Source organism: Micromonospora sp. NPDC020750, assembly GCF_044334565.1.
Classification (GTDB): domain Bacteria; phylum Actinomycetota; class Actinomycetes; order Mycobacteriales; family Micromonosporaceae; genus Micromonospora.
The window spans coordinates 385825-409475 of sequence record NZ_JBIRTH010000002.1; the positions used below are offsets into that span (position 1 = coordinate 385825).

The window sequence follows — 23651 nt, forward strand, 5'->3', positions numbered from 1 at the left end:
GCCCGGCCTGCCGGTTACGGCCCTCGATGGAACCTTGGGTCTGATTCCGCCCGGCCGTTCTCACGATGCGTGACGGCGCGACCATGGGGCAGCATGAACCCGTCGTAACGGGGGCGGAGGTTCGACTTATGTCGCCAGGGAACCACCTCCCGAGCGGTTGGGTGACCTTCGTGTTCACCGACATCGAGGGTTCGACACGGCTGGCCCAGCTGCTCGGCCCGGAGTACCGCCCGGTGCTGCGGGAACACCGCCGCCTGCTGCGCCACACCCTGGCCGGCACCGACGGAGCGGAGCTGCTGACCGAGGGCGACTCGTTCTTCATCGCGTTCCCCGACGCCGGCGCGGCGCTCACCGCCTGCCTCACCGCACAGCGCGCGCTGTCCACCCACGACTGGCCGGCACCCGAGGCCGCGCCCCGGGTCCGGATGGGCCTGCACACGGGCTGGGCCGAGCCGCGCGACGGCGAGTACGCCAGCGCCGAGGTGCACCGGGCCGCCCGGGTCGCCGCCGCCGCGCACGGCGGGCAGGTGCTCTGCTCGGGGGCCACCGCCCGGTACGCCGACCCACTGCCGGCGGGCGCGTCCCTCATCGACCTCGGGCTGTACCGGCTGCGGGGCTTCGACGACCGGGAACGACTGTTCCAACTCGTCGCGCCCGGCCTGGAGCGGCAGTTCCCCCGGCCGCGCACCGCCGACGCGGTGGCGCACAACCTGCCGACCCAGGTCACCTCGTTCGTCGGCCGGGAGCCCGAACGGGCCGAGCTGCGCCGCCTGGTCGAGCGGCACCGGCTGGTCACGGTGCTCGGCGCGGGCGGGGCGGGCAAGACCCGGCTCGCCGTCGAGCTGGCCACCGGGATGGTGGAGGACCACCCGGACGGGGTCTGGTTCGTCGACATCGCCGCGGTGACCGACCCCGGGCTGGTGGCGTTCGCGGTCGCCGCCGTACTCGGGCTGCGTCCGGAGCCCGGCCGCCCGATGGTGGCCACCCTCGTCGAGTACGCCGCCGCCCGCCGGATGCTGGTCCTGCTCGACACCTGCGACGCCCAGCCGTCCGCCTCGGCTGAGTTGATCTCCCGGCTGCTCGCCGGCGGGGGCGGGACCCGGGTGCTCGCCACCAGTCGCGAGTCGTTCGGCCTGCCCGGCGAGGTGGTGTGGCGGATCCCGCCGCTGTCCGTGGAGTCCCGGCCCGACGGCGCGGAGAGCGATGCGGTGGCGCTGCTGCTGGACCGCACGGTGGCGGCGCGGGGCGGGCGGCAGCCGGCTCCGGCCGAGGCGGCGGACCTGCGGCGGGTGGTGCAGCGACTGGACGGTCTCCCGCTCGCCATCGAGCTGGCCGCCGCCCGGCTGCGGGTGCTCTCCGTGGGGCAGCTCGCCGAGCGCCTGGACGACGTGCTGGGCACCCTGGACGCCGGCCGGGACGACCTCGGCCCGCCCCGGCCCGAGCCCGGCTGGACGGGCAACCAGCAGGACACCGTCGACCTGGTGGCGGCGTCCCGGGGCAGTGCGCCGCCCACCCCGGCCGTCCGGGCGATGCAGCGCTCGGCCCGGGAGCGGCACCTCACCATGCAGGCCACCGTCACCTGGTCGTACCGGACGCTCGGGCCCCGGGCGGCCCGGCTGCTGCGCTGGCTCGCGGTTTTCGCCGGGCCGGTGGACCTGCCGACCGTGGAGTGGTTGCTCGACGACGACCCGCTCGACCCGCTGTCGGTGCTGGTCGACAAGTCGATGATCCAGGCCGAGCCGCACGCCGCGGGAGGCACCTACCGGATGCTCGACCCGATCCGGGCGTACGCGGCGCGCCGACTGGTGCAGGCAGGGGAGGAGCGGGCCGCCCGGGACCGGCACCTCGCGTGGTCGACGCACGCGCTGCGGCGGGCGCACCTCGGCCCGGACGGCCGGCGGGTCACCCTCTCCCTGTACGCCCTGGACCCGCTCGCCGGCGAGCTGCGGGCCGCCCTGCGCTGGTGTGCCACCGGCGGCAGCGCCCGGGCGGGGCTGCGCCTGGCCGGTGGGCTGGACCAGTGGTGGCGGGAACGTGGGCTGGCCCGGGAAGGGCGGCTCTGGCTGTTCCGGCTGTACGGCCGGATGGCCGAGACCGGGGAGGTCGTCCCGGATGACGAGCTGGCGGCGGCGTACCACATGCACTCGCTGCACGCCGGTGCGGACGGCGAGTTCACCGAGGAGCTGCGCTACTCCCAGCGGGCCGAGGCGGCGGCCCGGCAGGCCGGCGACGCCGGCCTGCTGGCCCGGGTGCTGGCCGGGCGGGCGGGGCCGCTGATCGACCTGGGACAGTTCGCCGAGGCCGAGCGGGTCTGCCGGGAGGTCATCGACTGGGCGCACGAGCGGGACGTCGTTTCCGACGGGCTGCTCGCCGTGTTCAGCCTCGCCGAGCTGCTCTGGCGGCGGGGCGCCCTGGCGGAGGCGGCGGAACTGCTCGGCGCGGCCCGCCCGGTCGAGGCGGCCCGCCCGGCCGACCGGGGACGCCGGTCGGTCGACATGCTGCTCGGCATGGTGGCGCTGGCCCGGCGTGACCTGGTCGCGGCGCACGAGCACCTGCTGGTCGCGCTGCGGTCCCGGATGACCCACGGGTTCCACCGCCGGGCCTGCGACACCCTCAACGCGATCGCGGTGCGGTGCGCCGCCGGGGACGACCCGCTGACCGCCGCCCGGCTCTTCGGCGCGGCCCAGGCGATCCGGGCGAGCATGCGGTCGACGCCCGGCATCTGCGGCCCGTACTGGCTGGAGCAGCAGGCGGGGCTGCGCCGGACGCTGGGCGACGCGGCCTTCGACGACGCGTACGGCGAGGGCGGCGAGCTGCGGCTGGAGGAGGCGGCGGCGCTGGCGCTGGCGGTGGAGCACCCCGACCTGGGCGCGGACTCGGCCCGGTTCCGGAGCACCGGCCCGGTCGTACCGCGCCAACTCGGCTCCCGAACCGGACCGCCGCTCGGCGGGCCACCCGGAACGCGCCTGACCCGAGCCGCCCCCCCGCCGGCGGCCGGTGACATCAGTTGAGACAGGCGAATGCCCCGGGTCGCTGGAGGCGGCCCGGGGCATTCGCTTCTGCTGTCAGCGCACGAAGCGCGGTGGGCTGACGAAACTCTCGTTGTACAGCCGGTCCAGCGCGGTCACGTGGTACGTGTACCGCTGGCCGGCCTCGGCGGTGGCGTCCACCCAGGACTGCACCGCGCCGGGGGTGGCCCGGACCGTGCCGACCAGGTGGGACGCGTCGGCGAAGCCGCACTTCCCGACCAGGCCGTTCCCGTCGAACCGGTAGATCGCGTACGAGGCCGCCTTGCCGAGCGGGCCCACGCCGTCGGCCAACTGCCGCCAGCTCAGCCGCACGCCGTCGTCCTGCCGCTGCGCGCCGGTCACCACCGGGGGCAGCAGCGGCTTCGCCGCCAGGTGCGGCATCGCCGGCACCAGGGCCGGGCGGGAGTAGTGCTCGGCGGCGTAGATGTCGGTCGCGCCGAGCCGGTTCGCCCGCACCTGCACGGCGGAGAAGTGCGAGTTGCCGAGCACCTCCGGGTACGACCGGTTGAGCGTCAGGTGGTCCGACAGCTCGCGCGGGTTCATCCAGAACGACCCGTACGCCGGGTCACCGCTCTTGTAGTCGGCCTGCCCGATGTAGAGCTGCACGCGGGTGCCGCGCACCGTCTCGGCCCACCACGGCACCAGCCGGGCGTAGTCGGCGGCCGGGTACTGGCCGATGTACCAGTAGAGCTGCGGCACGATGTAGTCGATCCACTCCTCCTTCACCCACTTGCGGGTGTCGGCGGAGATGATGTCGTACGACTGGCTGCCGGTGGTGTCCGAGCCGAGCGGGTCCGCCGACTTGTTCCGCCAGATGCCGAACGGGCTGGCCCCGAACTTCACCCACGACTTCGCCGCCTTGATCTTGGCGCTCATCTCCTGCATCAGCAGGTTGATGTTGTCGCGCCGCCACTCGGCCCGGTCGGTGAAGCCCCGGTTGAACTCGGCGAACGTCGCGTCGTCCGGCACCTGGTGGGTGCCGCTCGGGTACGGGTAGAAGTAGTCGTCGAAGTGCACGCCGTCGACGTCGTACCGCTTGACGGCGTCCATCATCGCGGTCTGGACGAACTCGCGGACCTGGGGAATGCCGGGGTTGTAGTAGAGCCGGCTGCCGGCGACGCCGGCCGGCGGGTACGCGAAGGTCCACTCCGGGTGCTGCCGGGCCGGGTGGTTCGGGGCGAGCTGCGAGATGTCCGCACCCGCGCCGCCGGGAGCCGGCATGGAGACCCGGTACGGGTTGAACCAGGCGTGGAACTCCAGGTTGCGCTTGTGCGACTCGGCGACGAGGAAGGCCAGCGGGTCCCAGCCCGGGTCCTGCCCGCGCACCCCGGTCAGGTACTCCGACCACGGCTCGTGCGGCGAGGGCCAGAGCGCGTCGGCGGTGGGCCGGACCTGCACCACCACCGCGTTGTGGTTCAGCTTCTTCGCCAGGTCGAGCAGGCCCAGGTACTCCGCCTGCTGAGCGGCGATCCGGTCCGGGGAGGTCTGGGACGCCTTGCTCGGCCAGTCGATGTTGACCACCGACGAGATCCACATGGCCCGGAACTGTTGCTTCGGGGTGGCCGGGTCGGTGGTGCAGGAGGTGGTGGTGGCGGCGTCGTTCGCGTCGGTCCCCGCCGCGCTGGCGGCCGTGGGGGAGACGGCGACGAGCGCCCCGAGCAGTGCTACGGCCAGCCCGGCGGCTCTGAGCCGAGTTGCCTTCATCCGGTGCGTCCCTTCGTTGGGGCTCGGCGTGACGGGGTCGGGTGGCGACGGACCCCGCGCGGCCGACCCCGGCCGTTGCGCGTGGCACACACCATCGGCAACATTCGCCGATGGGAATCTGTCGCTGGTAGGAAATTTTCACACCGGGTGGGGGTGGCGCAAGCCCTCCGGCCAGATCCGCGCCGACCGGCCACCCGATCGCCCCGGACGTGACCCGACCCGCCCGCCGGACCGTGACCTCACCGACACCGACGGTCGGGGTTCGCGGCTCGGCCGGCTGGGTAGCTTGGCCGGTCACCGGCCGCCGCGGTGGTGGTCGCACGGTGGGAGGGGTGAGCGCGGTGTCCGTGCTGCGTACCAAACCGATCAGGGACGTGATGGCCCAGGGAGAGGCGGACGGCAGCGACGGCGGGCCCGGCCTGAAGCGCCGGCTCGGCGCCGTCGACCTGACCGGCTTCGGCATCGGCATCGTGATCGGCACCGGCATCTTCACGCTCACCGGCATCGAGGCCCGGGACAGCGCCGGGCCGGGCGTGGTGATCTCGTTCGCCATCGCCGGGGTGGTCGCCCTGCTCGCCGCCCTCTGCTACGCCGAGCTGGCGTCCAGCGTCCCGACCGCCGGCAGCGCCTACACCTACGCGTACGCGACCATGGGCGAGATCGTCGCCTGGATCATCGGCTGGGACCTGCTGCTGGAGTTCGCCCTCGGCGCCGCGGTGGTGGCCCGGGGCTGGTCCGGCTACCTCGCCGAGCTGTTCAACCTGCCCACCGCCTGGTTCGGCGAGCAGGGCAGCGTGGTCAACCTCGGAGCGATCGGCATCGTCCTGCTGCTCGGCGTCGTGGCGGTCATCGGCATCCGCGAGTCCGCCCGGGTGACCAACCTGCTCGTGTTGGTCAAGGTGGCCATCTGTGTGTTCGTCGTGGTCGCCGGCCTGTTCTTCGTGAAGGCCGCGAACCTCACCCCGTTCATCCCGCCGGCCGAGCCCGCCGGGGCCGGCGACGACGGCATCAAGCAGCCCGTCACCCAGGCGCTGTTCGGGCTGGAGCCGTCCGTCTTCGGGTTCGCCGGGGTGCTCAGCGCCGCCGCGGTGGTCTTCTTCGCGTACACCGGCTTCGAGGCGGTGGCCAACCTCGGCGAGGAGACCAGGCGGCCCAAGCGCGATCTTCCCCTGGGCCTGCTCGGCACCCTGCTGATCTCCACCGTGCTGTACATCGGCGTCTCGCTCGTGGTGGTCGGCATGGTCCCGTACACCGATATCGACCGGGGTGCCCCGATCGCCTCCGCCTTCAACGCGGTCGGCGCCGGCTGGGCCGGTGTCCTCGTCTCCATCGCCGCCGTCGCCGGCCTGACCAGCGTGATCCTGGTCGAGCTGGTGGCCATGGGCCGAATCGGCTTCGCGATCAGCCGGGACGGGCTGATCCCACCGTCGATCGCCAAGATCCATCCGCGCTGGGGCACCCCGTACCGGATCTCGGCCGTGATGACCGTGGCCGTGGCGCTGCTCGCCGGCTTCCTGCCGCTGTCCGCGCTGGCCGACCTGGTCAGCATCGGCGCGCTCTGCGCGTTCGTGCTCGTGTCGGTCGCGGTGCCGATCCTGCGCCGTAAGCGTCCCGACCTGGAACGGCCCTTCCGGGTCCCGTTCTCCCCGGTGCTGCCGATCGTCTCCGCGCTGGCCTGCTTCTACCTGATGCTCAACCTGTCGGTGGAAACCTGGCTCCGGTTCCTGATCTGGATGCTGCTCGGAACGCTCATCTACTTCGGCTACGGCTACCGCCGCAACCGCCTCGCCACCCAGAGCCCCTCCCATCCCAACCCCTGACCACCCCCACCCCGGGTGGGTCAGGTGAAGAAGCGGGAGAGGTGGCGGGTCGTTGGTGGGGTGGCGTTCGGGGGGAGGGGGGTGAGGTCGGCGAAGATGCTGGCCCCGTCGCAGCCCACGTGCAGGGGGTACCAGCGCGGGGTGCCCGGCGGGCGCTGGAGGCAGATGCCCTTGAACGTCTGCACGTCGAGCAGCCGGACATGGGTCGGGTCGGCCACCGCGTTCACGTGCTGCCACCAGGGGCTCATCACGTGCAGCACGCCGCCCGGCCGGAGCACCCGGTGACACTCGTCCAGCAGGGGCAGGAAGTCGATCAGGTGCTCCAGGATGTGCACCGCGAAGAGCACGTCCACCGAGTCGTCGGCCAGCGGCAGCGAGCCGGAAAGGTCGGCCACCGCGTCCACCCCCGGGGCGGGGAAGAGGTCCAGCCCCAGGTTGCCCGGGTACTGCTTGGTGCCGCCGCAGCCCAGGTCGACCACGACCGGGTCCCGGCCGGCCACCCGGACCCGGCCCCAGACCCCGAACACCCCGGCGAGCCGGCCGACCAGGTCCCGGACCCGCCGGAGCTGCCCCGCGTCGTCGACCTCGCCGGTCAGGTGGGCCACCCCCTGGTCGAAGCGCACCCGCACCGCGAGGTCGCGCAGCCGGTCGTCGTGGGACGCCTGATCCGCCCACGCCTCGGCGAGGAAGTCGTCGACCGCCCGCAGCCGTTCGGCCGAGGGCGGGGTCAGGGCCAGCGCGACCATGGGCCACCTCCGCCGGCCGCGTTACCCGGATCCGCCGCGGCTATGCCCGCCGCGGCGGACCGTTCCGGGCGGATCACCCCGGGAGGGCGGCGGATAACCCCGGGTGGCGGATCAGCCGGGGAGGCGGCGGGCCGGGCGGCCGGGGCCCCGGATCCGCTGCCGGGGCGACGGGGTGGCCGCCTTGGGCCGCTTGAGGTGGTACCGGTGCAGCTCGCTGCTGCCCGGCATGGACGGATCCTCGCTCATCGACACCAGCTCCCAGCCCTGGTCGCCGGCCCGGTTCAGATGGGCCAGCGACGTGTCGCCGTACGGGGTGACGTCGACCATCGAGCCGTCCGGGCCGTACCAGACGAAGACGATCTCCCAGCCGGTGTCGGTGCTGGCCGCCTGGCGACGGCGGACCAACAGCGCGTACTCCCACTTGAGCATGGGGTCATTGTCACCCCGGGACCGCCGGTCGGCACGCCGTCAGTCCTCGGCGATCCGCCCCGCGTCCACCCGCACCCGGCGGTTGACAGCCACCGCTTCGAGCATCCGCCGGTCGTGGGTGACCAGCAGCAGCGTCCCCGGGTACTCGGCCAGCGCCGACTCCAACTGCTCGATGGCCGCCAGGTCGAGGTGGTTGGTCGGCTCGTCGAGCACCAGCAGGTTCACCCCGCGCCCCTGGAGCAGCGCCAGCGCCGCCCGGGTCCGCTCGCCGGGCGACAGCGACGCCGCCGGCCGCAGCACGTGGTCGGCCCGCAGGCCGAACTTGGCCAGCAGCGTCCGCGCGTCGGCCGGCGCCAGCTCCGGTACGGCCAACTGGAACGCGTCCAGCAGGGGCTGGCCGCCGAGGAACAGCCCTCGGGCCTGGTCGACCTCGCCGACCACCACGCCGGGGCCCAGCGCGGCGTGCCCGGCATCCAGCGGCAGCCGGCCCAGCAACGCCCCGAGCAGGGTGGTCTTGCCGGACCCGTTCGCACCGGTGATCGCCATCCGGTCGGCCCAGTCGACCTGGAGGGTCACCGGGCCGAGGGTGAAGTCTCCCCGGCGTACCACGGCGTCGCGGAGCGAGGCCACGACGGCGCCGGCGCGGGGCGCGGCGGCGATCTCCATCCGCAGCTCCCACTCCTTGCGCGGCTCCTCGACCACGTCCAGCCGCTCGATGAGCCGCGCGGTCTGCTTGGCCTTCGCCGCCTGCTTCTCGCTCGCCTCGGAGCGGAACTTGCGGCCGATCTTGTCGTTGTCGGTGGCCTTGCGCCGGGCGTTCTTCACGCCCTTCTCCATCCAGGCGCGCTGGGTGCGGGCGCGGGCCTCCAGCCCGGCCCGGGTGTCGGCGTACTCGGCGTACTCGTCGCGGGCGTGCCGGCGGGCCACCTCCCGCTCCTCCAGGTATGCCGCGTAGCCGCCGCCGTAGTGCCGGACCTGCTGCTGGTGCAGGTCCAGCTCCAGCACCCGGGTCACCGTGCGGGTGAGGAACTCCCGATCGTGGCTGACCAGCACCGTGCCGGCGCGGAGCCCGGTGACGAACTGCTCCAGCCGGTCCAGCCCGGCCAGGTCGAGGTCGTTGGTGGGCTCGTCGAGCAGGAAGATGTCATACCGGCTGAGCAGCAGCGAGGCCAGCCCCGCGCGGGCCGCCTGCCCGCCGGAGAGGCCGGTCATCGGGTGGTCCAGGTCGACGGCGAGGCCCAGCTCGGCGGCCACCTGTTCGGCCCGCTCCTCCAGGTCCGCCCCGCCGAGGCCCAGCCAGCGCTCCAGCGTGTCGGCGTACGCGTCGTCGGCCCCCGCCGCACCGGCGGTCAGCGCCTCGGTGGCCGCGTCCAGCGCAGCCTGGGCGGCCGTCACCCCGGTCCGCCGGGCCAGGAAGTCCCGTAACGTCTCGCCCGGCCGGCGCTCCGGCTCCTGCGGCAGGTGCCCGACCGCCGCGGTGGGCGGGCTGAGGGTGACGCTGCCGGCCTCGACCGGCAGCAGCCCGGCAAGGGTACGCAGCAGCGTCGACTTGCCCGCCCCGTTCACCCCCACCAGGCCGACCACGTCGCCCGGGGCGACCACCAGGTCCAGCCCGGCGAAGAGCAGCCGCTCCCCGTGCCCGGCGTCGAGATCCTTGACCACCATCGTCGCGCTCATGAGAAGGCGAGCCTATCGGTCGCGCCCATCGGCGTTCGGCGGCCGGTCCGGCGGTCGGTTCCGGCACCCGGCACCCACGCCCGTCCCGCGCGGGGCAGACTCACCGGGGTGGCGACGACTCTGGCGATCGACTGCGGCGGCGGCGGCATCAAGGCGTCGGTGCTCGACGGGGCGGGGACGATGCGGGCCCGGCCGCTGCGGGAGCCCACTCCGTACCCCCTGCCGCCCGCGCTGTTCGTGAAGACCCTGCTGGACCTCGGCGGCCGGCTGCCCACGGCGGACCGGGTGACCGTCGGGATGCCCGGCATGCTCCGGCACGGCGTGGTGGTGGCCACCCCGCACTACGTGACCCGGGCCGGCCCCCGCAGCCGGGTCGACCCCGACCTGCTGGCCGAGTGGTCCGGCTTCGACGCGCGTACGGCGGTCGCCGACGCCTTCGGGCTGCCCGCCCTGGTGCTCAACGACGCCGAGGTGCACGGTGCCGGGGTGGTGGCCGGCACCGGCCTGGAGCTGGTGCTGACCCTCGGCACCGGGCTGGGCAGCGCCGTCTTCGACGGCGGCGTGCTCGCCCCGCACCTGGAGCTGTCCCACGCCCCGGTGCGCTGGGGCACCACCTACGACACGTACGTGGGGGAGCCGGAGCGCCGCCGCCTCGGCGACGCGTTCTGGTCCCGCCGGATCCGGCAGGTGGTGGACGGGCTGCGCCCGGTGTTCCACTGGGACCGGCTCTACCTGGGTGGGGGCAACTCCCGGCTGATCCGGCCCGAGCAGCTCGCCCGGATGGGCGACGACGTGGTGGTGGTGCCGAACACCGCCGGGATCGTCGGTGGCGTCCGCGCCTGGGACCTGCACAGGGGAAGGACGCCGGCCTGACCGTGCCGTCGTCGACCCGGTCCGGCGGGTTTCGCCGCAGGAACACTCGCGTTCCGCGCGGTGTTGTGCCAGCGTCGGATCAGTGACGGCGCGAGACGAGGAGGTGGGTCATGGATCTTCTGGCGGAGTACCGGCGGGCGACCATGTTCTTCGAGATGGGTGACGCGTCCGGAGCGGTTCGGCTGCTGGAGCCGATCGTCGAGGCCGAGCCGGGCAACTCCTCGGTACGACAGCTGCTGGCCCGGGCGTACTTCCAGACCGCCCAGCTCCACCGCGCCGAGGAGCAGCTGCGCGAGCTGGTCGACCGGGACCCCAGCGACCACTACGCGCATCACGTGCTCGGCCGGACGCTGGAGCGGATGAACCGCCCGACGGACGCGCTGCGGCACCTGCGCATCGCCGCCGCGATGCACTCGACGAACACCGACTACGCGACCGCGCTGCACCGGGTGGAGAACCGGGTCAACGGCGGTCGCTGAGGTCGGAGGCGGGCGGAACACCGACGGGCGGCCGGCACGGAGCCGGTGCCGGCCGCCCGGGCCCGCCCCGGGAGGCTGCTGGCCCGACCCGGCGGGGCCGGCCTAGCATGGGCTGCCATGGGACGTGCGCAGGTGGTGGAGGCGGGATGAAGCTCAAGCTCGACCTGCACGACATCTTCAACAAGGGCCAGGACATCGACCGCGCGCTGCGCGGGATCATGGACGAGGCGGTGGCGAAGAAGGCCACCCTCGTCGAGATCATCCCTGGCAAGGGTTCCGGCCAGCTCAAGAAGCGGGTGCTGCGCTTCCTCGACCAGAAGGACGTCAAGCAGCTCTACCACCGGGTGGAGAAGGACTCGAAGAACTTCGGCCGACTCTTCATCCACTTCCGCTGGAAGTGAGACCCCCAGCTTTCCGACCTCCCGCGTGATCCCGGGTATGGCTTCTGACCCGACGGCCTGGAGGCGGCCCAATAGTGGCTGGGCAAGCCGGGTCCCCTCAGCGAGGATTGGGGGCTCTTGCCCGATCGAGGAGGGGAGCCGGAGCGCCCGCCGGAGGCGCAGTAACCGCGGCCCCTTGATCGCCGCCAGCTCGCCAACGCGGCGGCGTGCGCTCCCCTACTGCCTGTGTCGGGTGGCACCGTTGTGAAGATGAGGCAAGATCGCAAGTATTGCCAGGGTGTCGTGGGCGTGGCATTCCGAGGGGGCGCAGTGCGGTGACGACGAACGAACCCATCGTATTCGATCAGGTGCAAATCGGGCGAGGGTTGCTCCCGTTGGCCCAACACGGTTACGTGGTTGTCGAGCAGGGTGTGCTCCGCCTGCTGGGAAGCAACCGGCAACTGATTGACCACGCGCCGCTGGCCGCCATCACGGTCGCGCCGATCCGCTTCACGAGGGGCCAAGCCGTGGCGCTGACCATCAACGGCACAAAGTACAACGTCTCGCCCGGTTGGGGTGCCCACGTGGGCAGCCTGATCCTGCCCGGCGACACCAGACAGGTCAAGACGGCGGCGGCGTACCTGGTACGGCTAGTCGAGGCCGCCCGCCGGCAGGGGGCGCCATCGCCGGGCTGGTGACCTGAACCGGCGGCCCGTCAGCGTGGGGTGTACCGCAAGCACCACTGCGAAGGATGCACGTACGCGTGGCCTGGGCCGGTTCGTGCGCTTCCGCTGGAAGTAGCGACGCCATGGCCCGTGCCCGCTGTGCAGGGGCTTCCCGGGGGCGCTGAACCGATGAAGGTCGACCCGCCCCGGCGACTACGCCCGACGCCCATCCGTCAGGCGACGCAGGCCAACCCCGGCCGGCCCAGCCGGCCAAGGCGCCCTGCGCCAAATTCACGGAAAGAGTGGCCATTCCGCACGGAATGGCCACTCTTTCCGTGAATGTGCGTGCCTACAGGGACGTGAATGTGCGTGCCTACAGGGGGTAGGTGCGGGCCACCGCGAGCATCTCCGAGCTGTGTGAGCCGGCCACGCCGACGTTTGGCGGGCGGGGGCGGAAGCCGGGGACGGCGTCCAGGCCGTCGCTGGCGTCCATCGCCCGCAGCGTGGTCGGCCGGGTGCCGGACGTCAGCACCAGGGTGATCTCGATGCCCTCCGGCGGCGGGGCGTGGAAGACGATCCCGAAGCCCCACTGCGCGTCGTCGGCGGGCCGGCCGGCGTCGATCCGCCGCCCGTTCACGGTCGCCGACTCGACCACGGTCGCGCCGTTGACGTGCAGCGTGGCGAGCCGCACGGGCCGCTGTGGGGTGAGCCGCACCCGCACGGTCCGCCGATCAGAGGAGGCAGAGCCGGTACCGGTGTCGGCGAGGATCTCCAGCTTCGGCGCGGGCGCGTTCGCCGCCTGGGCCGGACCGCCCCGCAGTTCGGTGTCGCCGAGCCCGGGGAAGTCCCCGACCTCGGCCACCCCGTCGACGTACCCGTCGGTCCAGGGCTGGGGGTCGGTCTCGCGGCTGAGCCAGCGGGCCTGCCCGGTGCCGGCGTCCAGGGCGTACATCAGGTGGGTGGGCACCGGGTGGGCGGCGTCGAACCGGTCGACGGCGAGCCCGACCCCGGCGAACACCGCCGCCGCGAGCCCGGCGGCGACGGCCGGCAGCGCCCCCGCCCGGCGGGCCCGGGCCGCGACCATGCCGCGTTGCCCGCCGGCCTCCGGGTGCAGCAGATCCACCACCGGCAGCGCGGCGAGCCCGAGCAGCACCGCGAACAGGGCCGCGACGCCGCCCATCGCCATGCCGAGCGCCGGGAAGAGCAGCACCACGGTCGGCAGCAGGATCACCACGGCGACCGCGCCGGCCAGGGTCACCGCGACCACCGGCCAGGGGCCGTCGATCCGGGTGCCCAGGGCGACCAGCCCGGCCGCCGCGCCGGCCAGGGCCGGCAGGGTCGTCAGGTACGCCCCGCCGGGCACCAGCAGCGCGAGCACCACGCCGAGCACGGCCAGCCAGCCCAGCCCGCCGATCGCCAGGGCGGCCGGTCCGACCCGGCGGCGGGTCAACGCGTACCAGGCGACCAGGATCGCGGCGGCGAGCGCCACCACCGCGAGCCGGTACCAGGTCGGCCGGTACGGGTCGAGCAGTTCGGCGTAGCCGGGCCGCACGGCGGTGATCCCCGCCCAGAGCAACTGCGCGGCCAGCGGGGCGGCGACGATCGGCACCAGCGCCAGCCCGAACCCGGCGGCGAGTCGCCCGTACGTGGTCCGGCCGCGCCGACGGGCCAGCCAGCCGAGCGCGGCCACGGCGACCAGCGCCGCCAGCGCCAGCGGCAGCACCAGCCAGCCGGGGTAGCGGACCAGGCCGCCGGGAACGGGGAAGTACGTGGCGTCGTGCCCGGAGCGCAGGTCCGTCAGGTCGGTGCGGCCGAACTCGCGGGCCAGGCCGAGCGCGTTGTCGCCGTGCTGCTGGAGGCTGGCCCGGTCCATCGCGGCCGGGGTGTCCAGCGGGGTGTGGTAGATCGCCCCGCCGTCGATGTACGCCGAGTTCAGCCCGGCGAACCCCGCCCGGTCGAGGAACGCGGTGAAGTCGGTGTCGTTGGGCAACGCCCGGTAGATCTCCACCGCGAACGAGGTGCCGACGGGGTGTGGGGCGGCCCGGCCGAAGACGTCCACCAGCTTCGCGTTGTCCCGGGACGTCTCGAACATGATCACCGGGCCGGTGGAGCCGCGCGCCTCCAGGTTGAGCACCACCCCGCCGTCGGCGGCGAGCGGATGGTCCGCCGCGAACGCGGACGCCCCGCACAGGCATGCCTCCTCGGCGTCGGTGAGCACGAAGACCACGTCGTTGCGGGGGCGGGGACCGGCGGCCATCGCCCGGGCCACCTCCAGGATCGTGGAGGTGCCCGCGGCGTCGTCGTTGCCGCCCGGCCCCGACTGCACCGAGTCGTAGTGGGCGACCAGGAACACCTTCCCGGTCGGGTCGGTTCCGGGCAGCCGGGCCACCACGTTGCGGACCCGGGCCAGGGTCGCCCCGGCGGCGGCCCCGCTGAGCTGGCCGGCCTCCTCGGCGACGGTGTCCTGCACCGTGGTCTCCAGGCCGAGGCCGCGCAGCACGCTCTCCACGTGCGCGCGGACTTGGTCGTTGGCCGGGCTGCCGGCCGGGTGCGGCCGGGCCGCGATGGCCTGCACGTTCTGGTACGCCCGCCCGGCGCTGAACGCGTCGGCCGGGGCGTCGGCCGGGGCCGGGTCGGGGGTGTCCAGGTCGTACGCGACGGTGCCGCCGACCGCGAGCAGGGCGCCGAGCGCGGCCAGGGCGGCGAGCGACCGGCGGCGGGGCCGGGTCAGCGCCCGCTCTGCGGCGCGGGTGGGGGGCGGTGCGCCCACGGGGTCTCCTCGGGGGTGGGGCCAGGGTGGGCACCATCCTGCACCGCCGGAGCCGGCAGCGGGAATGCCCGGCAGGTCACTTGTTCCCGTTGCCCGCCCGGTTCGTGACGGATGGCATGCCGCCCGTGCCGGGCCCGTCGTGTTGTGTGCGACCGTTGTCTAATACAGGATCAGCAGGGCACTCGGAAGGAGCCCGACATCACCAGCGATCTTCCGCGTCTCGCGGCGGTGACCCGGCCGCACCGGGGGCCCGGCCATGCCGGTCCCTCCGTCGTGCCGTACCCGCACGGCGGCCTCGGCCGGCACCCCAACCTGCCGCCCGGCGAGCGGCTGCGGGTGCTGCTGGTCGAGGACGACGAGGGCGATGCCTTCCTGGTCAGTGAGCTGCTCGCCGAGACCAACTCGATGATCGAGCTGTCGGTCGCCAGCAGCCTGCGCGAGGCCCGGAAACGGGTGATGGGCGTGGACTGCGTCCTGCTCGACCTCGGCCTGCCCGACGCCCAGGGGCTGGACGGGCTGCGCCAGGTGCTGGACATGTCCAGTGGTGCCGCGGTGTGCGTGCTGACCGGCCGCTCCGACGAGCACCTGGGCATCGTCGCGGTCGCCGAGGGCGCACAGGACTACCTGGTCAAGGGCCAGGTCGACGGCGTGCTGCTGACCCGGGCGCTGCGCTACGCCGTGGAACGCAAACGGGCCGACGAGAACGCCCGGCGGCTGCGCGAGGTGGAGCTGCGCCAGGCCGAGTCGGCCCGGCTGGAGCGGGGCCTGTTGCCCCAGCCGCTGATGTCGACCGACCAGGTCGCGGTGCACACCTTCTACCGCCCCGGCCGGCACGCGGCGCTGATCGGCGGCGACTTCTACGACGTGGTGCAGACCCGGCCGGACCGGGTCGACTTCATCGTCGGCGACGTCTGCGGGCACGGGGTGGACGAGGCGGCCCTCGGGGTGGAGCTCCGGGTCGCCTGGCGGGCCCTGGTGTTGGCCGGGGTGCCCGACGACGAGGTGCTGCCCGCCCTGGAACAGGTGCTGATGAGCGAGCGCCGGCTCCAGGAGATCTTCGCCACGGTGGCCACCGCCCGGCTCGACCTGGCCCGCAACGCCGCCACGGTGCGGCTCGCGGGGCATCCTCCGCCGCTGCTGCTGTCCGGGGGTAGGGTCGCGCCGGTGCCGGCGCCCGGCGGCCTGCTGCTCGGCGTCCGACCGCGCCGGCCCATCGCCTTCGACCTGGAGTTCGACACCGATGACTGGTCCCTGCTGATGTACACCGACGGCCTGATCGAGGGCCGGGTGGGTGACGGCGACGAACGGCTCGACGTCTCCGGCCTGACCGCCCTGCTCGGCGAGCCGGACAATCTGGCCGTGCCGCTGGCCGAGCTGCCGGCCTGGCTGGTGGGGCGGGCGGAACAGATCAACGGGGGGCCGCTCGCGGACGACGTCGCCATGCTCCTGCTCACCCGGGGCGGTGGCCGGTGACGGCGCGGCAGCCGAGCTGGACCCTGCGTCGCCGGGTCGTCGCGCTGCTCACCGTGGTCGGCGTGCTGCTCGGTGCATCCGTCGCGGTCGAGATCGCGGTGGCGGCGAAGAACCGGGCGCACATCCACACGCTGCTGGACCGCACCGGCCCGCTGCGCATCCAGTCGCAGGAACTGTTGAACGTGCTGGTCGACCAGGAGACCGCGGTGCGCGGCTATTCCGTCACCGGCGACCGCGAGGACCTCGAACCGTACGTCCAGGGTGTCGAGCGGGAGCGGCAGCTCTACCGGTCGATGGAGCCACTGATCGATGTCCACCCGGGGCTGGCCAGGGAACTGGCATCGGTCAAGGTCGAGGCCGCCGACTGGCGCCGTACGGTCGCCGAGCCGGTGATCAGCACCACCGAGCGGTCCGGCACGGCGGCCGGGCAGGCGTTGATCACCGACCAGGCCCGGCAGAGCTTCGACAAGATCCGCGCCTCGGTCGCCCAACTCCAGCAGGGCATCCTCGACCAGCGGGAGAAGGGCGCGGCCGACATCTACCGCACCAGCTCGATCCTGGTGATGCTGCTGATCGCGGCGGCGCTGGTGGTGGTCGTGGCCGGCGCGGTGCTGCTGACCTCGCTGAACCGGATGGTGGTCCGGCCGCTGACCAGCCTCGCCGAGCAGGTCCGCGAGGTGGCCGAGGGTGACTACCAGCACCGCATCGCCGGGTCGGGCCCCCCGGAGTTCCAGCAGCTCGCCGACGACGTGGACGCGATGCGCCAGAAGATCGCCAAGGACCTGGCGGAGGTGCGCGAGGCCCGGGCGAGCATCGAGTGGGTCAACAGCCAGCTCCAGAAGCAGGCCGAGGAGCTGGTCCGCTCCAACCGGGACCTGGAGCAGTTCGCGTACGTCGCGTCGCACGACCTGCAGGAGCCGCTGCGCAAGGTGGCCAGCTTCTGCCAGCTCCTTCAACGCCGGTACGCGGGGCAGCTCGACGAGCGGGCCGACCAGTACATCGCGTTCGCCGTGGACGGCGCGCAGCGGATGCAGCGCCTGATCAACGACCTGTTGGCGTTCTCCCGGATCGGCCGGCTCACCACCGGCTTCACCGAGGTCGACCTGAACAAGGTGATGGGCGACGTGGCCGGGCAGACCGAGGCCGCCCGGCAGTACGCCGACGCCGAGCTGACCTGGGGTGAGCTGCCCACGATCCGCGGCGAGGAGCCGCTGCTGACCAACCTGCTGGCCAACCTGGTCAGCAACTCGATCAAGTTCCGCCGCCCGGACGTGCCGCCGAAGGTGCACGTCTCCGCGCGGCTGGTCGACGACGAGTGGGAGATCCGCTGCCAGGACAACGGCATCGGGATCGAGCCGGAGTTCGCCGACAAGATCTTCGTGATCTTCCAGCGGCTGCACTCCAAGGACGCGTACCCGGGCACCGGCATCGGCCTGGCGATCGTCAAGAAGATCGCCGAGTACCACGGCGGCCGGGTCTGGGTGGACACCGACACCGCCGAGGGCACCGCGATCCGGTTCACCCTGCCGGCCCTGCCCGAGGACGTGGAGGCGGCGCGGGCGGCCGAGCAGCAGGCCGCCGAGGGCCCGGCCGGCGAGGTGGCGGACGCCGGGGAGTCGGCCGCCGCCGCGGACCCGGCTGTCGAGGGCGCGGCCGGGGTGGAGCCGCCCCGCCAGGGCGGGTCACGGGCGGAGAGGGCCGACGAGGCCCCGCAGAGCGACAGCACGGGTGGCGTTAAGGAGACGGTGAGATGACCGCGCCAGCGGACGGCAAGAGCCCGATCGAGGTCCTGCTGGTCGAGGACGACCCGGGTGACGTGTTGATGACCCAGGAGGCGTTCGAGGAGCACAAGCTGCGCAACCGGCTGACCGTCGTCTCCGACGGCGACGAGGCGCTGGCCTACCTGCGGCGGGAGGGTCAGTTCGCGGACGCCGTCGCGCCGGACCTGATCCTGCTCGACCTCAACCTGCCCCGCCGCGACGGCCGGGAGGTGCTGGAGGAGATCAAGCGGGACGAGCAGCTCTGCCGCATTCCGGTGGTGGTGCTGACCACGTCCCAGGCCGACGAGGACATCCTGCGCAGCTACCAGCTGCACGCGAACGCGTACGTCACCAAGCCGGTGGACTTCGAGCAGTTCATCTCGGTGGTCCGGCAGATCGACGAGTTCTTCGTCAGCGTGGTGAAGTTGCCGCCGCGTGGCTGACACCCTGCTGGACGACGTCGCGGAGCTGCTGCACCGGGCCGCGGCGGACGTCGTACTGCCGATGTTCGGGAAGCTGGACGTCGCCGACGTCGCCGAGAAGGCGCCCGGCGAGCTGGTCACCGTCGCCGACCAACGGGCCGAGGAGCTGATCAGCGCCGGGCTGCGCCGGTTGCGCCCCGGCTCGCTGGTGGTCGGCGAGGAGGCCGCGGCCGAGGACCCGGGCCTGCTGGATCACCTGCGCGACGACGGGGACGTCTGGCTGGTCGACCCGATCGACGGAACCTCGAACTTCGCCGCCGGGAAGCGGCCGTTCGCTCTGATGGTGGCGCTGCTGACCGATGGGGCGCCGGTCGCCTCGTGGGTGCTCGACCCGCTCGCGGAGACGCTGGCCGTCGCCCGGGCGGGCGAGGGGACCCTCGTGAACGGCGGCCCGGTGCGTACCGCCGAGGAGGTGCCGCCGTTCGGCAGCCTGCGCGGTACCGCGATGACCCGGTTCCTGCCGCCGGAAACCCGGCGGCGCGCCGAGGCCGGCGGGGAGCGGATCGGCGAGCTGCTGCCCGGCCAGCACTGCGCCGGCCGGGAGTATCTCGACCTGCTCGTCGGCTCCCAGCAGTTCGTGCTCTTCTGGCGCACCCTGCCCTGGGACCACGCCCCGGGGGTGCTGCTGGTCCGCCAGGCCGGCGGGGTGGCCCGCCGGTTCGACGGCAGCGAGTACCACCCGGCCGAAGAGGGCCGGGGCCTGCTGGTCGCCGCGAACGAGCGGGTGTGGGCCGAGACCCGCGACGCCCTTGAGCTGGCCTGACCGATCCGCTGCGCGACCGGTCGGCAACCCTGCGCCGACATCGGTTTCGGGCGATGTCACGGGCCAGGCTGCGGGCCGCCGGTCCGGTATCCTGACCGGCGGTCTCCGCCCCGCAGGCCGCCACCCGGCGCCGGTGGAGGACGCCGCCGCGCCGAGGACGACCGGGCTCGGCGGTCGAGGGAAGGGACGCTGCCCGTGCCCAGTACCAGCCTCATCCGGCGTCGCGGCACCGGTCCGCTGAGCGTGCCGCCCGGCCGTCGCGGCACCGGTCCGCTGACCGTGCTGCTGGTCGCCGTCGCGCTGCTGCTCGGCGTCGGCGTGGTGCCCGCCTCGGCCGAGCCGAACGAGGGCGGAACGAAGCAGCTACGCGACGCGCTGGAGGCCGCCGCCAAGGGGCACATCGAGGCCAAGGCGAAGCTGGACAACTCCAAGCGTCGGCAGCTGTTGCTGGCCGGCCAGCTCAAGGCGGTCGAGACCCGGCTGGTGGAGCTGACCGCACAGGTCGGCGAGGTGGCCGTTCAGTCGTACCGACTGGGGCGGGCGAGCGCCCCGGCGCTGCTGCTGCAGAGCGCGTCACCGGAGTCGTTCCTGCGTCGCGCCGCCGAGCTGGACGTGATGGCCCAGCGCGACAGCCGCCGACTGCGCGACCTGGCCCAGGCCCGGGACGAGGCGACCCGCGCCAAGATCGGCATCGACACCGAGGTCCGCGAGCAGAAGAAGCAACTTGCCGCGCTCGACAAGAAGAAGCGGGAGGCCGAGAAGGCACTCGCGACGGTCAGCTCCGGCAGCGGCGCCGGGTTCAGCGGCGGCTCCTCCTCGGCCAAGCCGGCCCCGCGCAACTCCGACGGGTCCTGGCCCTCGGAGTCCTGCTCGGTCAACGACCCGACGACCTCCGGCTGCATCACCCCGCGCACTCTGCACGCCATGCAACAGGCCAAGGCCGCCGGCTACAAGCGGTACGTCTCCTGCTTCCGCAGCGGCGGCGGCGGCGAGCACCCCAAGGGGCGGGCCTGTGACTTCTCCGCCGCCACCAGCGGCTTCAAGGACGAGACGGCCAGCGGCGGGGACAAGGCGTACGGCGACAGCCTGGCCAACTACTACAAGAACAACGCCAGCCGGCTCGGGGTGCTCTACGTGATCTGGTACCGGCAGATCTGGATGCCGAACACCGGGTGGCGGGCGTACAGCGGCAGCGGCAGCCCCGCCGCCGACCACACGAACCATGTTCATCTCTCGATGTACTGACCCGAACTGCCAGGTCCGCTGCGTACCATCGCGACGGTGAGCAGCTCATCCTCCGACGTCGCGGTGGACTCGGCGCGGCCCGCGCCGCCCGCCGGCCGCGCGCTGCCCAACGGTCTCGCCGCGTTCCTGGTCTTCCTCTCCAGCGGCGCGGTGCTGGTGCTGGAGACCGTCTCGCTGCGCCTGGTCGGCCCGTACGTGGGGGTCACCCTCCAGGTCACCAGCTCCGTCATCGGCATCGCGCTGGCCGCGATCGCGTACGGGGCGTGGACCGGCGGCTGGCTGGCCGACCGGCGGGACCCGCGCACCCTGATCGCCCCGGCGCTGGTGCTCGCCGGCATCGCCACCGCGATCACCCTCCCGGTCGTCCGGTACGCCGGCGAGCTGCTGCGCGGCGGGGCGGCCAGCGCCGTCCTGCTGCTCACCGCGCTCGCCGTGTTCGTGCCGGCGGCGCTGCTCTCGGCGGTCACCCCGCTGGTGGTCAAGCTCCAGCTCGCCGACCTGCGGCGCACCGGCCAGGTGGTCGGCCGGCTCTCCGGCATCGGCACCCTCGGCGGCATCACGGCCACCCTGTCGACCGGGTTCGTGCTGGTGGCCGCGCTGCCCAGCACCGCGATCGTGCTCGCCCTGGCGGTGCTGCTCGGCGTAACCGGGCTGGGCCTGGGGGCGTACCTGCACCGGCTGGGGCGTGCCGGGTTGCCCGGTCCCGGCCGGGCGAAGGTCGCGGCGGCGGTGCTGGGGCTGGTCGGGGCGGGGCTGACCACGGTCGCTCCGAACCCGTGCGACGTGGAGACGGCGTATCACTGCGCGTCGGTACAGACCGATCCGGATCGCCCGTCCGGGCGGACGCTGCTGCTCAACTCCGCCCAGCACTCGTACGTCGACCTGAACGACCCGACCCATCTGAAGTACGCGTACACGCAGTGGATCGGCGCGGCGGCCGACGTGGCCGCGCCGGCCGGGCAGCGGCTCGACGCCCTGCACCTGGGCGGCGGCGGGTTCACCGTGCCGCGCTACCTGAGCGCCACCCGCCCCGGCACCGGCAACCTGGTCTTCGAAATCGACGGTGGCCTGGTCGAGCTGGACCGCGAGAAGCTCGGCGTACGCCCCGGCCCGGACCTGCGCACCGAGATCGGCGACGCCCGGGTGCTGGTCGGCCGGGAGGCCGCCGACAGCCGTGACCTGGTGGTCGGCGACGCCTTCGGGCACCTCGTGGTGCCCTGGCACCTGGCCACCCGGGAGATGGCCGACGAGGTCGGCCGGGTGCTGCGCCCGGGCGGGATCTACGTGCAGAACGTCATCGACTACCCGCCCGGCCGGTTCGTCCGCAGCGAGCTGGCCACCGTCGCCGCCGCGTTCCGGCACGTCGCCCTGGTCGCCCCGCCCGACGCGGTCGCCGGGCTGGTGGGGTCCAACTTCCTCATCGTCGCCTCCGACGCGCCGCTGCCGCTGGCCCCGCTGCAACAGCGGGTGGCCGGGCTGCCCGAGCCGGCGGGCGTGCTCTCCGGCGAGGTGCTGGACGCGTTCGTCGGAGACGCGCTGGTACTCACAGACGACTACGCCCCGGTGGACCAACTGCTCGCGACCGCCTGATCGGGTGATTAGTCGACCGATTCTGACCGCCGGGGGTTAGGAATGCCCAGGGCGGGCAAAAACTCCGACCATGGGTGGAGCGGTCCGTAACGGCGCACAGCTGCTCGGTGAGCGATACCGGCTGATCGAGCAGCTCGGCGCGGGCGGCATGTCCGTCGTGTGGCGGGGGTACGACGAGGTGCTGGGCCGGCAGGTGGCGGTGAAGGTGCTCGCCTCCCGGCTGGCCAGCGACCGGGCGTTCCGGCACCGGATCCGGATCGAGGCGCAGGCCGCCGCGCGGCTCTGCCACCCCAACATCACGGGAGTCTACGACTACGGCGAGTCCGAGCAGGTCGGGCTGACCGTGCCGTACGTCGTCATGGAGCTGATCGACGGCGGCCCGCTGAGCGCCCGGCTCGGCCGGGGCGGGACGCTGCCCTGGCGGGAGGCGGTGACGATCGGCGCGGAGGTCTCCTCGGCGCTGGCCGCCGCGCACGCCCGGGGCGTGGTGCACCGGGACGTGACCCCGGGCAACGTCATGCTCACCCCGACCGGGGTGAAGGTGGTCGACTTCGGCATCTCGGCGCTGGCCGGGGAGAGCGAGAAGGGGCCGGACGGCACCCTGCTCGGCACCCCCGCGTACCTGGCGCCGGAGCGGCTGGACAACGGCCAGGTCTCCCCGGCCACCGACGTGTACGCCGTCGGCCTGCTGCTGTACCGGATGCTCACCGGCCGGCTGCCCTGGCAGGCGAGCACCACCACCCAGATGCTCCGCGCGCACCTGTACGCCGAACCGGAGCCGATGCCCGAGGTGCCCGGCCTGCCCGACGAGGTGGCCGAGCTGGTGCGCCGCTGCCTGGCCAAGAGCCCCGCGGACCGCCCGGCCACCGCCGAGGTGGCCCGCACGCTCGCCGAGGCCGCCGGGATGCTGGCCGCGGTGCCCGTGTCGCCGGCCCCCGGGTCGGCCGACGGGACGCAGCTCGACCCGGCCGTGCTGGCCAACGCCGGCACCACGATCCTGCCCTGGTCGACCGACACCGACGCGCTGCCGTTCTCCGGGCGTACCCGTAGCCGCCGGGCCGCCACCCGGCGGCGCAGGGTCGAGGCGGGGGTGGCGGCGGCGGGCCTGGTCGCGGTGACCGCGACGATGTGGGGGGTGACCTCCCGCAGCCCGGCCAGCGGCGGCGTGGACCAGCCCACCGAGGCCCGGATGGGGCTGACGGGGGCGCCCCCCTGCGCCGTCGACTACGCGCTGCGCAAGGACTCCGGCAAGGACTTCTCGGCCGAGTTGACCCTGACCAACAGCGGCGACCGCGAGCTGCGCGACTGGACGATGAGCTTCACCTTCCCCGGCCAGCAGACGGTGACGAAGGCCGACCCGGCCGTCCGGCAGCAGGGCCGCACCGTCGAGGTCCGGCCCGCCGCGACGCAGGCCGCGCTGGCCCCCGGCGCGGCCCGCAAGGTCGCCCTCACCGGCCGGTACACCGGCGCGAACCCCCTGCCGGTGGAGTTCCGCCTCGGCGACACCGCCTGCCGGGTGCAGGTCTCCGGGGTGGCCGGGTCGCTGCCGACCACCGTGTCGACCACCAAGGCCCCGGCGAAGCTCACCAAGCAGAAGGCGACGGTCGCGAAGGCCGGTTCCGGGTCCTCGGCCGGGGGTGGCTCCGGTGGCGGGTCCAAGGCCAAGGCCGAGAAGCCCGCGAAGGCCGAGAAGCCCGCCAAACCCGGCAAGGCCAAGGGGGCTGACAAGGGAAAAGGGCAGTGACCACGGGGAAGGGGGCCGGTAA

At 73.7% G+C, this 23651-nt stretch carries 18 protein-coding genes; 13 read left to right on the forward strand and 5 right to left on the reverse strand.

The window, feature by feature from the left end; translation table 11 throughout:
• Positions 1 to 128 precede the first annotated feature (128 nt).
• Complete coding sequence (locus ACH4T9_RS06985; protein ID WP_396670405.1) at positions 129 to 3011, forward strand: ATP-binding protein; 2883 nt, start codon at positions 129 to 131, stop codon at positions 3009 to 3011.
• Between the two features lie 54 nt (positions 3012 to 3065).
• Here ACH4T9_RS06985 and ACH4T9_RS06990 read toward each other — a convergent pair whose 3' ends face one another.
• On the reverse strand, positions 3066 to 4733 hold the full coding sequence (locus tag ACH4T9_RS06990; protein ID WP_396670404.1) for a glycoside hydrolase family 10 protein: 1668 nt from the start codon (positions 4731 to 4733) through the stop codon (positions 3066 to 3068).
• 332 nt (positions 4734 to 5065) lie between these two features.
• Here ACH4T9_RS06990 and ACH4T9_RS06995 point away from each other — a divergent pair, with 332 nt between their 5' ends.
• Positions 5066 to 6553, forward strand: coding sequence for an amino acid permease (locus ACH4T9_RS06995; protein WP_396670403.1), 1488 nt, complete (start codon positions 5066 to 5068; stop codon positions 6551 to 6553).
• Between the two features lie 20 nt (positions 6554 to 6573).
• Here ACH4T9_RS06995 and ACH4T9_RS07000 read toward each other — a convergent pair whose 3' ends face one another.
• From ACH4T9_RS07000 to ACH4T9_RS07010, 3 genes are all read right to left on the reverse strand, one after another.
• Positions 6574 to 7299 carry a methyltransferase domain-containing protein gene (locus ACH4T9_RS07000; protein ID WP_396670402.1) on the reverse strand — a complete coding sequence of 242 codons (726 nt, stop codon included), beginning with the start codon at positions 7297 to 7299 and terminating at the stop codon, positions 6574 to 6576.
• A 111-nt stretch (positions 7300 to 7410) separates the two neighbouring features.
• Positions 7411 to 7728, reverse strand: coding sequence for a hypothetical protein (locus ACH4T9_RS07005; protein WP_350887773.1), 318 nt, complete (start codon positions 7726 to 7728; stop codon positions 7411 to 7413).
• 39 nt (positions 7729 to 7767) lie between these two features.
• Positions 7768 to 9405 carry an ABC-F family ATP-binding cassette domain-containing protein gene (locus ACH4T9_RS07010; RefSeq protein ID WP_396670401.1) on the reverse strand — a complete coding sequence of 546 codons (1638 nt, stop codon included), beginning with the start codon at positions 9403 to 9405 and terminating at the stop codon, positions 7768 to 7770.
• Positions 9406 to 9513: 108 nt separating this feature from the next.
• Between ACH4T9_RS07010 and ACH4T9_RS07015 the strand changes: the two genes are divergently transcribed.
• From ACH4T9_RS07015 to ACH4T9_RS07030, 4 genes are all read left to right on the forward strand, one after another.
• Positions 9514 to 10278 (forward strand): ROK family protein, encoded by a 765-nt coding sequence (locus ACH4T9_RS07015; protein ID WP_396670400.1) that lies wholly within the window; start codon positions 9514 to 9516, stop codon positions 10276 to 10278.
• 110 nt (positions 10279 to 10388) lie between these two features.
• Positions 10389 to 10757 carry a tetratricopeptide repeat protein gene (locus ACH4T9_RS07020; RefSeq protein ID WP_396670399.1) on the forward strand — a complete coding sequence of 123 codons (369 nt, stop codon included), beginning with the start codon at positions 10389 to 10391 and terminating at the stop codon, positions 10755 to 10757.
• 146 nt (positions 10758 to 10903) lie between these two features.
• Positions 10904 to 11158, forward strand: a complete 255-nt coding sequence (locus tag ACH4T9_RS07025) for a Smr/MutS family protein (RefSeq protein WP_117664998.1) — start codon at positions 10904 to 10906, stop codon at positions 11156 to 11158.
• Between the two features lie 314 nt (positions 11159 to 11472).
• On the forward strand, positions 11473 to 11835 hold the full coding sequence (locus tag ACH4T9_RS07030) for a hypothetical protein (protein ID WP_396670398.1): 363 nt from the start codon (positions 11473 to 11475) through the stop codon (positions 11833 to 11835).
• 340 nt (positions 11836 to 12175) lie between these two features.
• Here the strand turns inward: ACH4T9_RS07030 and ACH4T9_RS07035 are convergent, their stop codons facing one another.
• Positions 12176 to 14572, reverse strand: coding sequence for a M28 family peptidase (locus tag ACH4T9_RS07035; protein ID WP_396670397.1), 2397 nt, complete (start codon positions 14570 to 14572; stop codon positions 12176 to 12178).
• A 273-nt stretch (positions 14573 to 14845) separates the two neighbouring features.
• On the opposite strand from ACH4T9_RS07035, the gene ACH4T9_RS07040 reads away from it, so the two are divergent.
• From ACH4T9_RS07040 to ACH4T9_RS07070, 7 genes are all read left to right on the forward strand, one after another.
• Positions 14846 to 16045, forward strand: coding sequence for a fused response regulator/phosphatase (locus ACH4T9_RS07040; protein ID WP_350887781.1), 1200 nt, complete (start codon positions 14846 to 14848; stop codon positions 16043 to 16045).
• On the forward strand, positions 16042 to 17799 hold the full coding sequence (locus tag ACH4T9_RS07045; protein WP_396670396.1) for an ATP-binding protein: 1758 nt from the start codon (positions 16042 to 16044) through the stop codon (positions 17797 to 17799). The genes ACH4T9_RS07040 and ACH4T9_RS07045 overlap by 4 nt, the downstream gene beginning before the upstream one ends.
• The gene (locus tag ACH4T9_RS07050) at positions 17796 to 18248 is read left to right on the forward strand and encodes a response regulator (RefSeq protein ID WP_387014811.1); all 453 of its coding nucleotides are present in this window, start codon (positions 17796 to 17798) and stop codon (positions 18246 to 18248) included. The genes ACH4T9_RS07045 and ACH4T9_RS07050 overlap by 4 nt, the downstream gene beginning before the upstream one ends.
• Positions 18241 to 19050 carry an inositol monophosphatase family protein gene (locus tag ACH4T9_RS07055; protein WP_396670395.1) on the forward strand — a complete coding sequence of 270 codons (810 nt, stop codon included), beginning with the start codon at positions 18241 to 18243 and terminating at the stop codon, positions 19048 to 19050. Before ACH4T9_RS07050 ends, ACH4T9_RS07055 begins: the two co-directional genes overlap by 8 nt.
• Before the next feature lie 282 nt (positions 19051 to 19332).
• Positions 19333 to 20295 carry a coiled-coil domain-containing protein gene (locus ACH4T9_RS07060; RefSeq protein ID WP_396670753.1) on the forward strand — a complete coding sequence of 321 codons (963 nt, stop codon included), beginning with the start codon at positions 19333 to 19335 and terminating at the stop codon, positions 20293 to 20295.
• Positions 20296 to 20331: 36 nt separating this feature from the next.
• Positions 20332 to 21885, forward strand: coding sequence for a fused MFS/spermidine synthase (locus ACH4T9_RS07065; protein ID WP_396670394.1), 1554 nt, complete (start codon positions 20332 to 20334; stop codon positions 21883 to 21885).
• A gap of 70 nt (positions 21886 to 21955) precedes the next feature.
• Positions 21956 to 23629, forward strand: a complete 1674-nt coding sequence (locus ACH4T9_RS07070; protein WP_396670393.1) for a protein kinase — start codon at positions 21956 to 21958, stop codon at positions 23627 to 23629.
• Positions 23630 to 23651 lie beyond the last annotated feature (22 nt).